The following is a 15331-nucleotide window of genomic DNA, read 5'->3' on the forward strand; positions in this document are numbered from 1 at the left end:
CTTGTTAAAAATATATGCTAGCACCGACTAACCACTGGTCGATACGCTCTTGTTCATCTCTGTCGGTTTCCGCGATTAAACTGCGATATTCCGCTCGAATCAGTACGCCATCCATTAAATAGTAGCGAACGCCAAGTCCCACTTCATAATGACTACTGACCCTTACTTCGTCGCCAGATTGCACTAGATTAGCGTTGGGTGATGTGCGGATTTCACCTGTGCCCAAAGCTAAATATGGACTAATTTTCCATTCAGGAAATACCGTATGTCGCATTCGCAGCGACCAAATTTTGTTATCTGAAAAATTCCCCAAAGCTTGGGTATAACTCGCGTCCACACTTAGATTTTTAGTCCAAACCCAAGTTCCAAATAATGTTATGGCTGCTGTGCTATCGAGTGCGCCGCCCATCAGGCTGACTTCAAAATCTCGATTTTGGAAATCCTCGAAACTGCCTTCTCTTGGCATGAGTGCAACGCCGTCTTCCAACATAGTCGCACTTAGATCATCACTGTAGATCCAACCTTCAATTTCATCGTCTTCATTTCGGTGCGAAACTGTGCGAATTTTGTACCATTTGGTGCGCTCTTTTAAAATTTCAATTTGCTCGCCTTGGGCTATTACATGGAACACTGGATACTCTGATGCTGGGCCAGAATGCACATTGATATAGGGAGAGGTAACAGTGACCTTAAGTTCTTCCGCGTTGGCGACAACACTGATGTGTAACACAAACAAACAGAATACTGTGGTAAAAAACCTCTTCATCCAATCAATCCTCGGGCGCATCAAATGGGTTGTTATAATATTGGCCACCCACGTCCAGCCATTCTGCAATTAAGCGAAGTTCTGCGTCAGAAAGCCAACCTTGATGACTTCCACCGCTGGCAAAAGGTGCAAAGAACCTGCCACTATTTATAGCACCAGACGGGCGCATACTGGAAGCTACGTTGACTGTTTCTGTGACAGGAATAGGATTACCTTCACTATCCAATATAAATTCACCTTCTTCATCCACTTCAAATACCGGATTACCTTGAGCATCTAGTACAGGAATTTGACGATCCAATAAGGCGCCATCGACAATTTCTTGTTCTTGGTCATTGTTCATTAACTCTCTATAGCTAGTCATGAAATCGTTATCTTCTGGCGCAGGCGTTTCGGACAAATCAAGTTGTCCAGCTGGCACCTGTAGCATGTCATTGGCATCTGCTGGACTATGACAACTGACGCAAGTATTGTCAGAAATCACGTTTAATTGTTCATCCAATACTTGGCGAGGCAATGCAAATAAGGGCGCTATATGGTCAGGGTAGTTAATCACTGAACGACATAAAGCGGTCCAATTTTGCGCACAAGCTTGGGATATAGGGAGTGGGGTTTGCAAGTCAGCATAGGCTAGGCTAAATGATGCGCTTGGGGTATCAGTGCTTGGATCTGTCCAAACGTCTTCGAAAATCGGATCTGACGTCAATCTTGCCACACCTTGAATACGCGATAAGGTTTGCGCCATGGTCTCACCAAGGTCAGCAAATAGCGCGGGGTTAGCGCCAGGAAAACCTACACCTGTACTAGGCGCACCAGCATTAATAGAAGGCGTTTGAGCATCTATTCGACCGTGTGGTGCTTCTCCGGTTCTTTCGTGACATCCGATGCAGGTTTTACGTTCACCAGGCATCAGTTGTAGCCAGTTGTTATGACGCGGGGTTATTCGCTTTCCATCTTGATCTACAACACTGACAAAGAACGGAATATTAGCGGGAATAGCGACTTCCACCGAACCATCAGGTTGAATTGGCGTGTACCCTACGATTTCTCTTAGTAGCTGATTGCGAGAACGGCCAAAGGCCGCACGATTAAAATCTCTTACATCACGATCAGGAATAGAAACGCTTTTCACTATTCGTAAAAAACGGGCAGGTCTTTGCTGCGCAGTGGTTTGCGATGGATTAGCGGTTGTTGCAAGCCCAAAAGGACTGGTATCTATTTCATCTACTTGATAGATACTCTGGATATGCAACACACCTAAGCCTTCGTCAATTAACGCGGTATTGCTGCGATCTATAGTTGTTTCAGGATTTGCAGGGAATGGTTTGGCTTCCATTGCCAAAATTTCACTCACTACACGGTCTTCTATGGGTAAACCTAGGGACAACTGGGTATCTTCAATGGGGTCGTACATCCAAACCCCATATACCGGAGGAGCTTGCTCATAGCCTTCTGCGTTAATATTTTCTTCGCTGCAGGGCGCTATTGTGCGCGCCGCATCTTCTGGGCTACCCTCTGGCAATGGCGTGTATAATCGGCACTGACTCCAACTGTATAGGATTCGACCGCTACCGTCCCACAAAGGATATAAGGCGTTGATAAATCCTGGTGGCGACACTTCGCCGGTTAACACTATGCCGTCAAACAAGGCGCTCTGCTGCGCTGGTCCTTGCAATGAACTCATAGATGCAATTGGACGGTTGTAATCAATAAAGTTTTCAATGTCTATGGTGACATAATCAGTACCAAAACGATTATTCTCAAATGAATTAATCCCCATCAAGATTTGTCCATCTGGGGTAACGCTAGCTTTGGCATACTGCACGTCATCGACATAATCGGAAAGATTGTGACTATGTCTACCGTACATGATCTCTAGATCACTGCCGTCCGGATTCATTTGATAGAGATTTAACCCTTTGTTTCCGTTGGACTGATCCCAGCGGCTGAACAAAAGTTTTCCATTGGGTAGAATCAGAGGATCAAGGTCATGACTTTGGTTAAAGGATATTTGCTGAATATTACTACCGTCAGGATCCATGATATGTAATACCGACGCTAGGGCATCCAGTCCTTCTTCTAACCCTGAATATTGCGGTTTGCCTTCATCTAATAAACGTGACTGATTACCTCGTTGGCGATTCGAACTAAACACTATTCTGCCATCAGCTAAATAGACAGGACCCGTATCGTCGCCAGCTTCAGCTACTATATCACTTGAAATAATTCGCATTAGAGTGTCGGTTTGTCTGTCGTACTCCCAAATGTTCCACGTGGGGAGCTCTTCCATACCAACCAATTCTGGCGCCCTGACACTAAAAATTAATTTGTTCCCAGAGTAGTCGCCCTTTAAATCTTTAATGTCTATTGGTAGCGGATTACCTTGGTCATCTAAAGCGTCAGGAAATAGTCGCTCACTGATATTAACGGGAACAGCGGACGCATTGGCGCGTTGTTTGATATACAGGGTCGCGCCAGGTATAAATTGTGTTGGATCAGCAATGTCACGAATGGGTTCACCTTCAGATACAGCAAGGTCTCTTTCGATATAGGCGACAGGGACGTCAATTACGACAGGATCAGGTTCCTGATTCTCAGTGTCACCAATAGAACCGCCACAACCTGCTAACACTATTAGCAAGCTGGTACTGAGGAATGCCCTAGTGACATTAAATTGGCGATTTATTGACATAATCCCACCTACTTTTCACAATTGAGACAGCTGTAGCAATAACCACACCCAATTTGCAAATCCTAGCGGTATTATTTTGCCTTATGAAGTGTCTCAAAGTGCCGACAGCTTTGTCTATTGGCCTAAAAATTAAAAAATGTTTTTTCGACTAAAATAGTCTCAGCTCAATAAACTCAATACAATTGCGGTATTGATTATTAGGAATATATATTCATAACTAAGATTATGAAACCGAACCTTTAATTCACATTTAATATAAAAATTTAGAATTAAATAATGAATTGATATAGAAATAGCGCAATTTAGTTCTCTAATGCCTGACAGGTAGCCGTTAAAGACGTTTACCTTTTCTAATCTAACCGTCTGAATTTACTTAATATTATCTCTTTCTTTGTGGCAATTATCAGTCAATATGTCTGAATTTAGAGACACATAATTCTTGACGAAACAGCATTTTATTAGAAAAGTAATTAAAAATCATACGCTTAAACGAATAGGCATGATAATTGATAAAAGCATTTCCTATTAATAAACACAGGCATAGTCAACTTAAACAGTATTGTTCAATTAGTTTTTTGGCTGAGTAAAAAGCCAACACCTTTTAATCGAAAGTTATTAGTTTATAGACCCAAGAAGATTCGCCGATAACCTATGGATAGTCGCGATTTTGTATAACAAAGTATCAAAATGGGAGTAAGCGATATGCAAGGTTCAAAAAAATTGGTTATCGGTAAAGCAAAAAATATCGTGGCGAACTTAATCGTCGCGGTCGGTATTTTGAGCGCTTCCTCAATTGCTTTAGCTGATAGTGTATCCCAAGCTAAACGCATGCATGATCGCCTTGCTGGCGTTCCTCCTACTGAACAAATTTTGCAACAAATGGCCGGATTAATTGAGGCTGGGCAACCCGAACAAGCCGCATTTTTAGCCATGGAAAACCCAGCCTTTTACAATGTTACATTAAAAAATTGGATCACTCCCTGGACGAATGAAGAAGCCGACGTTTTTGCACCTTTAAATGATTATACTGCCACTGTGATAGGCATTATTAGAGACGATATCGATTTTCGACAAATTTTGACTGGCAATATAATCTATTCTGCTCCTAGTGTTTCAGGCATTCCAACTTACTCAAACTCCAATAATGCCCATTACGAAGCACTTGAAAATAACGGCATCGACCTTGCCTCAAATTTAGTTCAACAAACCCAATCCTCAGTCACAGGTTTACCCGCGCAGGCTACGGCTGGCGTTATTACAACTAGGGCAGCGGCGAAATCATTTTTCAAAGACGGTACCAATCGCGCAATGTTCAGATTTACTTTGATAAATCATATGTGTACTGATTTAGAAGCGTTAAAAGATACCAGTTTACCGCCAGATAGAATTCGCCAAGATCTTAGCCGTAGCCCAGGAGGTGATAGCCGAATTTTTGCCAACTCTTGCTCCGGCTGTCATACCGGCATGGATCCCTTAGCACAAGCATACGCCTATTATGAGTATGAATATGATGTTCAAGGTGATCCAGAAGGAAACAATGGTTACCTAGCCTACAACCAAGATGGCCAAACTGATCCCGAAACGGGTTCGCGAGTGACGGCGAAACACAGAATCAATGCTAACAACTTTGAATTCGGTTATGTGATCGAAGACGACCGCTGGGACAACTATTGGCGCGAAGGTATTAACCAAACTCTTGGTTGGTCAGAACAACTACAAGGTTATGGTTACGGCGCCAAAAGTATGGGTGAAGAACTGGCTAACAGCCAACAATTTGCACAATGCCAAGTGACAAAAGTATTTAAGGATGTGTGTTTGCGCAATCCACAAGATGTTAGCGATAGAAGTGTCATTGATGAGGCAACTCAAACCTTTATGCAAAACGGGTATCAGATGAAGCCTGTGTTTGCCAGTACTGCCAATTATTGCAAAGGGGAATAATCATGAAACTTAAGCATTATTTCAAGATCTTCTCTTTAGCTGCTTCAGTGGCATTATTGGTTGCTTGTGGCGGCAGCGAAACACAAGTGCAAGAAAACCCGATTCCACCACCTGCTAGACAACCAGTGCAAAACTATAATGGACCAGCGGCTGCCACTGAAGACGTGCAAAACTTTAAGCTTAATGTTTGGGACAATATTGCCACCGATGATAAATGTGGCGCTTGTCACACCCAGAACAATCAATCTCCCGCATTTGCCAGAGACGATGATATTAATGAAGCTTATGCTATTGCCAATACTTTGGTAAATTTAGCTAGTCCACAAGACTCATTGCTAGTGACTAAGGTTGCAGGCGGACATAATTGCTGGCTAAGCAGTGATACAGCTTGTGCAGACTTGATGACCACTTGGGTTGAGGCATGGTTAAATACGGATGAAAGCGCCAATGCCATAGTCCTAGAAGCGCCAGTACCTAGAGCTGTTGGTGCAAATAAAAACTTTCCTGAAAGTCCGGATCTATTCGCCGCAAATATACATCCGATTCTAGAAGCCCATTGTGGCGATTGTCATCAAAGTAGCGCCTCCATTCCTATTTCACCTTACATTGCATCAAGTGATTTAACCGAAGCATATTTAGCCACCATTTCTAAAATCAATTTAGATCAGCCTAGTGACTCCCGCATTGCGGCTCGCTTAAGAGATGAGTTTCACAACTGCTGGAACGACTGTGCAACTGACGCGCAAAGTATTATTGATGCAGTGCAAGCCATGTCTGACGCCATTCCAGCTACTCAGTTAGATCCTAATTTAGTTGCCTCAGATGCGGTATCTCTATATGAGGGAACTTTAGCAAGCGGCGGTGGACGTTTTGAAACTAACCTCATTGCCAAATGGGAATTTAAAACCGGCTCAGGCAATACAGCATTTGATACTAGCGGTATTTCACCTGCACTAGATTTAACAATTTCCGGTGATTATGACTGGGTCGGCGGCTGGGGAATTCAATTGCGCGGCGGTAAAGCTCAAGGCTCAACCACCGCGAGCAAAAAAATTCATGATCTTATTGTTGCCACCGGTGAATTTTCTATTGAAGCCTGGATTGCACCAGCCAATGTGACTCAAGAAGGTCCGGCGCGAATCATTTCTTATTCAGGTGCCGATGACAGACGTAACTTGATGCTTGGCCAAACACTTTATAATTATGATTTTTATCTGCGCAATGTGAACACAGATGCTAATGGTGAACCCTCATTAAGCACTCCCGATGCTGAAGAGGATTTACAAGCAGCTCTACAGCATGTGGTGATTAACTATGACGGCACTAATGGCCGACGCATATACGTTAATGGCCAGTTTACTGACGATATCGATAGTATTGAAGCTAGCTTATTAAATGATTGGGATGACAGTTTTGCGTTTGTAATAGGCAGTGAAGTCAGTGGTCGTTATCCCTTTGCTGGCACAGTTCGAATGGTGGCAGTGCACAATAGAACGCTGACCGACGAGCAGATTGTAAGTAACTTTGATGCAGGCATTGGTCAACGCTTTTATTTAATGTTTGGTATTAGTGATGTGGTGAATGTGGCGCAAAGTTATGTGGTGTTTGAAGTTAGCCAGTTCGATTCGTACAGCTATCTCTTTAGCGAGCCGTTTATTGTTAGCCTAGACCCAAATGCCAGCGTTGCAGATATCAATTTAACCGGTATGCGAATAGGTGTAAACGGTAGGGAAGAAAAGACTGGCCAAGTATTTGCCACATTAGATACATCCGTCGACGCTACTTCACCCAATGATTTGGGAGGGATTCCTTTATCTCGCCAAGGCACCATAATTCCGTTACAAAAAGGGCCTGAATTAGATGAGTTTTTCCTTACCTTCGATGTATTAGGCGACGCACAATCACAGAGAGTGCCTGCAGCGCCACCTGTGCCGGCATTACCTCAAGACCTGACGGCGCAATCGGAAATCGGCGTAAGACATTTTGCTGAAATAAATGCCAGTATGGCCGCTTTAACTAACGTTAGCAGTCAAGAGCCTCAGGTGTTAGCGACCTATAACCAGTTACGCCAGCAATTACCAAGTGTTACCAATATTGGAAGCTTTTTAACATCTAACCAAATGGCGATTACCCAGTTAGCCATAAAGTATTGCGATCGTTTGGTGGAAGATAACCAGTTGCGCACATTGTACTTTCCAGATGTTGATTTCAGCTACAACGCCAATAATGGTTTTAGCGCTGGATTTAAAGATAATGTGATTTTGCCGTTAACATCAAAAATGCTAGGCCAAAGCATAGGCACTCAACCTGATCAGTTAATGGTAAACGCTGAAATAAGTAACCTTATTGACAGATTAGGTAGTTGCTCACAAACCAATTCATGCACCACTGAAACGACAGAAACTGTGGTCAAAGCAAGCTGTGCTGCTGTGCTAGGCAGTGCAGTTGTGACCATACAGTAAGGGGTTGACAAAATGGGTACTTCAATGAAAAAGACATTCAGTTTCGCAAAATCATTCGGTCGAAAACGCCACAACGGCATACCTAAGGTACATTCACTTGATGCGCCTATGCTACATCAAGACCATGGCCGTCCCATGACCCGCAGAGAATTTATTTCCCAAGGTTTTTGTGCTGGCGCCGGCGCTGTGGTGGGAGGTTCATTATTAAGTCTTTTTGCTAATCCTGGCAAAGCATATGCCCAGTTATCTCCTGACTTGGAAGCTTTAAAAGCAGGCTGCGGCATTGCGTCACAAGGTGCAGGAAAAATTCCTTTTATTGTGTTTGATCTAGCCGGTGGCGCAAATATCGCTGGTTCTAACGTGTTAGTTGGCGGACGCGGCGGTCAACTGGATTTCTTAAGTACCCAAGGCTATTCACGTCAAGGTTTGCCGGGTGATATGGTACCTTCTATTGCCAACCCAAATACTGGCCTGTCGGATTTTGTAAATAATGAACTGGGTTTATCGTTTCATAGTGACAGTGCGTTTCTGCGCGGCATTCTGGACAAGGTGTCGGTAACTAACAGAGCAAATATTAACGGTGCCGTCATTCCAGCAAGATCTGAAAACGATACGGGTAATAATCCACATAACCCTATGTATGGAGTGAATAAAGTAGGCGCTGATGGCTCTTTGCTTACGTTAATAGGTTCAAGGAATACAGATTCTGGCGCGAATTCTATGGCGCCCCTTAGTATGATAAATGAAAGTAAACGCCCCACTAAGGTAGATCGTCCTTCTGATGTGACTGGATTAGTGGATACTGGAGACTTAGTTGGTCTATTAAGTCAGGAAGATTCGGTTGCTGTTATGGAATCCATTCAACGTATTAGTGACATGAAACTTGGCCGAGTTAACACAGGCATTTCATCTGACGATGTGGTTAAAGATTTGGTGCGATGTGGGTATGTGAAAAGTGCTGATATAACGGATCGGTTTGGCGATCCTAGCTCACTCAACCCAGAGTTAGATCCATTAATAGTTGGCGAAGGTGGTATTTTCAGCCAACAAGAATTTGACAGCGACGGTGAGTTTCGAAAAGCAGCCTCTGTTATGAAACTGGTCGTTAATGGATATGCCGGAGCCGGCACCATTACCATGGGGGGCTATGATTACCATACTGGCAACCGCTCTAGCGGCGAAGTCAGAGATTTACGTGCTGGACGTTGCATGGGCGCTTGTTTAGAATACGCAGCTCGAATTGGAACGCCGCTGATGATGTATGTATACTCTGATGGGTCAGTATTCAGTAATGGAATGATTGATGAGTCTGTAGACGGCAGAGGCAAAGGCGTGTGGACTGGCGATAACTCGTCAACATCAGCGTCATTCTTTTTAGTTTATAATCCAGGTGGTGCACCACAACTTATTGGAGCTAATGAAGTGCAACAAGCTCAACACCAACAACTTGGTTATATGCGCAGAGACGGTTCTGTAGAAACTGCTGCAACCCCAGCCGCCAACAACGTCAATTTATTGGTAGAAACCGTTGTATTGAATTATCTCGCTCTGCACGGTGAACAAAATCGATTTGCGGAATATTTTCCGCGTCATGGATTAGGAAATGCAACGCTTATGGACTCTTTGACCGCGTTTCAACCTATAGTTAATGGCACCATATAGGCTTAAAGACCATGTTTGAAATCGGCTTTTGGGGAGGTAGTCTATTATGTTTAATATCGTTTTATTTATTACGACGAAATTTCGACTACCGCCAACTCATCCGAGACAGTTACGAATGGCCGCAGACTAACGGCACAATTCTTAAATCTGACGCGCGTAGAGAAGAAAATGGCGTAGGTCGCTGGAAATATTGCATAGATTATTGCTATGACGTGTCTGGTAGTACTTACTATGGCAATAGACTCAGTCTTACTGACCCCGACAATGAATGGGACGCACTGAGTTTTGAAAAAGAATTTCCCCCCGGCTCTTCAGTAAAAGTGTATTTTGACCCAGCAAGCCCTTTGCGATCAATTTTAATCCGAGAAAAAGACCACAAACAGTTTGATATGGGAATTGCTTTGTCTCTGGTTGGGATTGTTGCCGGTTGGGCATTGATTATATATAGTTACCTGTGATTAAAAGATACTCAAGTATGTATGTAAATACCTGAAATGCCGGCGAATAAAGTAGTTTAAGCCGACATATATTTATTGAACGTTGCGACAATCTGTACCGAGGCTTCATGCGCAGGCTGTTTTTTTCATTAAAGGGTAGATTGAGCCTATTAGTCCTGCTAATTTTTACAACGCTGTTTATTATTTTCTTTGTCTTTGCTGAGAATTTCATAGATCAGGTAGAAAACGAGTTAGGCGCTAAGTTACTCAGCCAAGATCTACTGATTACTCGGGAAAGGACACTCAATTATTTCAACCGTGACCAGAAATTAATCGAATTCGGGCTGGCTGCTGACGACTATAAAAAATGGATGAAAAATCCAGATGATGAACTAGCAAAAGACGCCGCAATAAAAAACATTAAAATTATTTGTGACCTTGTGAACTGTTACGGTTGGTTCATGTTTTCCAATCAAAGTTTAAATGGCTACGATTGGAATCGTAAATATAACGAAATCCAAACCGATCAAATTATCCTTTCTAGAGACTCTTGGTATACCGAAATTTTATCGTCTGGCAAGCAAGTCTATATTATGTCGAGCATACACCCCAAAACTCAGGAAAAAGGCGTTTTCTTTGATTATATAGTGCGCGAACAAGACAAGGTCATCGGATTAATGGGGACTTATATCTACATCGATAACATTGTCACAACAATCTTACAGCGAGATTCATCCAGTGTTACTAACCTGTTTGTGGATGAAGCGAGAGTGGTGCGGTCTCTACATGAAGACAATCCGCAAAACGAACTGCAGAATACGTTAGTTGATCAGGTCAATAACCAGAACTGGGAAAACTTACTGCCCGCAACTAGTATTGCCCAAATCAATGAATTTATTGGAACTAATGCTGCCGCAAGCGATGCCATGTATTACACCGATATCACCATTGAAGGTAAAACCTATTTATTAGGCGCTCTGCATGTTAAAGAGGTTGATTGGATAGCAATAAGTTTGTTTCCACAGTCTTTGATACAACAGAAATTTGATAATGTTTATCTATTTGCCGTCGCTGTGCTGATTCTGCTGTTTTCGTTACTCTTGACGATTTTTGTTATTCACCGGGAAGTTTTCGACCCCGTGAGCAAACTGAATCAGTATGTGGATGCCATTCACATGGGCGATTTTCATAAGACTATCGGTAATCTAGGTACTGATGTCATGCAGAATTTGGGTAATCGCATCAGCCATATGGCAGCTCACATTGCCGAACAAGTGGAGCAATTACAAGAAGCCAACAATGCTTTAATTCAGGCAACTGAACGAGCCAATAAAGCAAACAATGCCAAGTCCTTGTTCTTAAGTAACATGAGCCACGAAATGCGCACTCCGTTAAATGCTGTATTAGGCTTTGTGCAATTCGCGAAAGAAGCAAAAAGTCCACAGGAATTAGAGCGTTATTTAAGAAAAATTGACAATGCTTCCGGGCATCTATTGAATATTATCAATGACTTATTGGATTTAAACAAAATCGAGTCGGGTGAGTTAGAGCTTGACCACGTAAATTTCAATTTGAATAAAGTATTGCGTAAGGTCATGAACATCTGTCAGTTGAAGATTCAAGAAAAGCAATTAACCGTTGCCTTTTTTGTTGACCCATCGACGCCGGTTCATCTTTTGGGCGACTCTTTGCGACTTGAACAGATTCTGATCAACTTAATCAATAATGCGTCCAAATACACCGAAAAAGGATCTATTCATTTAGTTATTTCAGGTAAAAAATTAGACAGAAAATATGCCTCTTTATCGTTTTCAGTGATTGATACTGGTATAGGCATGACGCCGCAGCAACTCAGCCGTATTTTTAAACCCTTTAATCAGGCTGATGCTTCAATCACCAGACGCTTTGGTGGCAGTGGATTGGGCTTGACCATCAGTAAGCAACTCGCCCAAGCCATGGGAGGTGACATCACTGTATTGAGCAAAATAGGCGAAGGGTCAACCTTCACATGCCGAGTTATTTTAGAATATTTAGAAGTTGCTCCAGAAAAAATCCAGCAAACACTTCCTGAATCCATACCCGAGTCAGAACTTAAAACCTTGGCTGGCAAAAAACTGCTATTGGTTGAAGACAATGATATTAACCAAGAGATTGCCAAAGGAATTTTAGCGCCTCTTAAACTGCAAATAGATGTAGCGGTGAATGGTAAACAAGCGGTAGAAATGTGTGAAAACAACGCATATGACGTTGTCTTGATGGATATTCAAATGCCCGAAATGGATGGTTTAGAAGCAACTAAACTTATCTTAAAACGTGCGCCAGAGACTAAGGTTATAGGTTTGTCAGCCCATAGCACCAAAGAAGATGAAATCTTTTCAATGAAAATTGGCATGCAGGCTTATTTAACCAAACCCATTGATAAGCAAAAACTCTTTACTGCAATTTACCACTCGATTTACTCAGAAACCTCGACGCAAATTTAATATCGCCAGCTATACTTATATTTCTGATAAAAAATAGGTAGTGATTCATTTAAAAATGAGTAGTCAGCACCTTTTCTTGCAAACTAACCTGAACTATCTTTGTTGTCCTAAGCTTAAATAAAAAAGGATTTGTTATGAAGTTCAGATATCGCTTAAATTCAACATCTAAGCTCTTTTTATTGGCCGCATTCTCCATTGGCTGTTTATTTTCTCCTGTCTCCTATGCGCTACCTATTAGTGTATTAAGCGGTGGTAATTTCGAATTTAATATGCAAATCGAAGGCGGAAATCAATTACCCATTGGGCTTGAATCCATAACTGACTCAATACTATTCAACAATAGTGCAGCAGCCTCACTTGCTGCTCCAGATGCGCTAGATTCGGACAATCAAACCGATATTATAGCCGGTAGTGGTCCTGACAACCCCTCAATATTTAGTGAAGAGGCACTAAGTGTAAGGAATTTGGGCACTGAAGGCGCATACGCTAGTAATATATGGAATGGCTATGGCATTCGGGCACAAGAAGTTTTGCCTGATGGTACAAATGATTTCGTGGAACGTGGTATTTGGGGCAGCAGTACTTCGCAAATCGGCTTAACTACGCAGGAATTCAATTCTCAAGCAGACTCATACTTAGTTAATAGCCGCACATTGCAACTATCAAATAGTTCTGCCTTTGCAATCACATTCGACCTTTTAGGTAGCTTTAGTGCTGATGTGTATGCTTATGCAAATGGTGACAATGGTTTTGCCCAAAGCAGCGTGCTTTTAGACATGTTTTTTGAAACCCAAGGTAATTTAGATATTGTGTATACAGAGCTTGAAGCCTATACACCGGCTACTAGCGCTTCATCACCTTTAGCTTCATCAATAGCGTCTAGAACCGTAGATCCTGCCGGCTCTGGTCATATATCCTTTGAAGCCTTGTCGATTGCTGAGGGTGACACTGTATCTGGGCCGAATGAGTCAACAGCCAGTGGTAACTTTGCATTTGCACTCGCAATCACCTTACAACCTGGACAAGAAATGCTGATGTCGAGTGGAGTAACCTTTGATAATTTTGTTACCTTTGAAGCAAACCCTAGTGAAGTAAATGCGCCATCATCGATTGGATTTCTGCTGATGACTACATTCATTGGTTGGACGTTACGAAAAAATGTTGTAAAGAGTTGAAATAACAAGACACTCAAGTACCTAGACGTTAGGTTTACGAGAGTGTCTGAGATCCTGAATTTCTTAAGCTGCGATAATGTGCGACAAACTCGCAAAAGATGGTTGAGTTTGAATATCTAAAGGGATCTTTAATATTCGGGCAATGTCGCTAACACTGATAACACCACGAATTTCATGGGCTTGTTTATCAATCACTAAACAATGCATAGCACCATTTTCTTCCAGTGTATTGATCACGTCTGACACTGAAGCAACTTTCAGTTCTTGATAATCAAAGGCCTGCAACAAGGCTTTGGGTTGCATCATGTCGACTACCAATAATTCTGAGCGCGGCGTTCCAAGTTGCACTACACGTTGAAGAATCTTTTGTTCAGTGATGTCTGCTAGTGTCACTATGCCGATAAACTGTTCGGTTTTGTCCAAAACAAGTTTCATTTTGACATGAGATTGGCGCATCAATTTTTCTAATTCTATGGCTTTCACGTTGCCATCAATCACAAGCGGTTGATGTTCATGGAAGTCGGTAAAAATGCTCAACGCTGACGAATTTAATTGAATATGCTCATAAATGTCAGGATGCGCTAATGTATCAATTGATTCGGTTTTACAAAGGGATAAATTATGCATGGGAATGCCCTCAAATAGTTAACAGTGGTAAGCCAAAACAACTTCTTGCAGTGTTAAGGCGATGGATTTAATTAACTATTTTTGTGGTGGGGCTCTTATGCTTTTGTGGGTACCGGCAGTGTGGGAATATGCTAGATAATAATTTGAAAATAATCGGGCTAGTCCAGCATCGATAATTCTAACACTGTAGCTGGTATTAAGGTCAGCATTATCTAGATCGTCTTCATGCACATTGTCGTTGTCTGAACAGGTATCGACAATAACATCTTGCAGGTCGGCAACTGGGACATGGATACCATTTTCGGTCGCTAATACATTACCCGCAGTGGTTGTGAAAACCATTGCATAGAGTATTGTTATTAGTCTTAACCAATTCATATTAGAGGTTATCCATATTCACACTTAAACATTAGAGTTAAACGTTTTTGCGAAAGTTCAAAACCACCGCTAAAAAACGTCTAACTCTCTTATACGCCAATTTCGGCAAAAAGCCCATCAGCATTTTCTGATTACTTTGTTTGCGCTTCCGCGGTAAGTTTCAAAGTAATGTCGTCACCCACATAGGGTACGTATTTATCGATACCGAACTCAGAACGTTTGATAACTACTTCAGCGTCAAAACCGACCGCTTGTTTTTTAGTCATTGGGTGTTCACCCATGCCGTTTAACGTAACATCCATAGTCACAGATTTAGTCACACCTTTGATGGTTAAGTCGCCAGTAACATCAAACTCTTTGTCACCTGTTGGAGTTACCTTGGTGCTAACAAAGGTTGCTTTGGGAAAGTCTTCAGCGTTGAAATATTCGCTACCTAAAAACTCTTCTGTTAGTTTTTCTACAAAGGTATCCACGGTATCAATGCTGACCGAGATATCCACTGAACTTTCCGCCGGTTTTGCGGGATCAAAAATGATGGTGCCCTCAGCGCCAGCAAATACGGCACTCGGGGTAGAAAAACCAAAATGGCTCCATGACGCCACAACAAATGTGTGCGTAGGATCTACTTGGTAAGTAGTTGGAGCAGCTACCGCTGAAACGCTAAATAAGGCACCGATTAATAAACTGGTAATACGCTTTTTCATGACA

At 42.3% G+C, this 15331-nt stretch carries 11 protein-coding genes; 6 read left to right on the plus strand and 5 right to left on the minus strand.

Annotated elements, in window-relative coordinates; genetic code table 11:
• Nucleotides 1-4 precede the first annotated feature (4 nt).
• Entirely contained in the window at nt 5-766 is a 762-nt protein-coding gene (locus tag ACNKW3_RS16735) for an SH3 domain-containing protein (RefSeq protein WP_427400474.1), read from the minus strand.
• A 4-nt stretch (nt 767-770) separates the two neighbouring features.
• Nucleotides 771-3458 (minus strand): hypothetical protein, encoded by a 2688-nt coding sequence (locus tag ACNKW3_RS16740; protein ID WP_427400475.1) that lies wholly within the window; start codon nt 3456-3458, stop codon nt 771-773.
• A gap of 702 nt (nt 3459-4160) precedes the next feature.
• On the opposite strand from ACNKW3_RS16740, the gene ACNKW3_RS16745 reads away from it, so the two are divergent.
• From ACNKW3_RS16745 to ACNKW3_RS16770, 6 genes are all read left to right on the plus strand, one after another.
• Nucleotides 4161-5399, plus strand: coding sequence for a hypothetical protein (locus tag ACNKW3_RS16745; RefSeq protein ID WP_427400476.1), 1239 nt, complete (start codon nt 4161-4163; stop codon nt 5397-5399).
• Nucleotides 5400-5401: 2 nt separating this feature from the next.
• Nucleotides 5402-7861, plus strand: coding sequence for a LamG domain-containing protein (locus ACNKW3_RS16750; protein WP_427400477.1), 2460 nt, complete (start codon nt 5402-5404; stop codon nt 7859-7861).
• A gap of 108 nt (nt 7862-7969) precedes the next feature.
• Nucleotides 7970-9523 (plus strand): hypothetical protein, encoded by a 1554-nt coding sequence (locus ACNKW3_RS16755; RefSeq protein WP_427400509.1) that lies wholly within the window; start codon nt 7970-7972, stop codon nt 9521-9523.
• Between the two features lie 11 nt (nt 9524-9534).
• The gene (locus tag ACNKW3_RS16760) at nt 9535-9981 is read left to right on the plus strand and encodes a DUF3592 domain-containing protein (RefSeq protein WP_427400478.1); all 447 of its coding nucleotides are present in this window, start codon (nt 9535-9537) and stop codon (nt 9979-9981) included.
• A 140-nt stretch (nt 9982-10121) separates the two neighbouring features.
• The gene (locus ACNKW3_RS16765; RefSeq protein ID WP_427400479.1) at nt 10122-12443 is read left to right on the plus strand and encodes a response regulator; all 2322 of its coding nucleotides are present in this window, start codon (nt 10122-10124) and stop codon (nt 12441-12443) included.
• 134 nt (nt 12444-12577) lie between these two features.
• Entirely contained in the window at nt 12578-13618 is a 1041-nt protein-coding gene (locus ACNKW3_RS16770) for a hypothetical protein (protein WP_427400480.1), read from the plus strand.
• A 63-nt stretch (nt 13619-13681) separates the two neighbouring features.
• Here ACNKW3_RS16770 and ACNKW3_RS16775 read toward each other — a convergent pair whose 3' ends face one another.
• From ACNKW3_RS16775 to ACNKW3_RS16785, 3 genes are all read right to left on the minus strand, one after another.
• Nucleotides 13682-14245: a CBS domain-containing protein gene (locus ACNKW3_RS16775; protein ID WP_427400481.1), complete on the minus strand. Its 564-nt coding sequence runs from the start codon at nt 14243-14245 to the stop codon at nt 13682-13684.
• A 75-nt stretch (nt 14246-14320) separates the two neighbouring features.
• Entirely contained in the window at nt 14321-14623 is a 303-nt protein-coding gene (locus ACNKW3_RS16780) for a hypothetical protein (RefSeq protein WP_427400482.1), read from the minus strand.
• A gap of 131 nt (nt 14624-14754) precedes the next feature.
• Nucleotides 14755-15327, minus strand: coding sequence for a YceI family protein (locus ACNKW3_RS16785; RefSeq protein WP_427400483.1), 573 nt, complete (start codon nt 15325-15327; stop codon nt 14755-14757).
• Between the last annotated feature and the right edge of the window lie 4 nt (nt 15328-15331).

This window comes from Glaciecola sp. 1036 (assembly GCF_050306235.1).
Classification (GTDB): domain Bacteria; phylum Pseudomonadota; class Gammaproteobacteria; order Enterobacterales; family Alteromonadaceae; genus Glaciecola.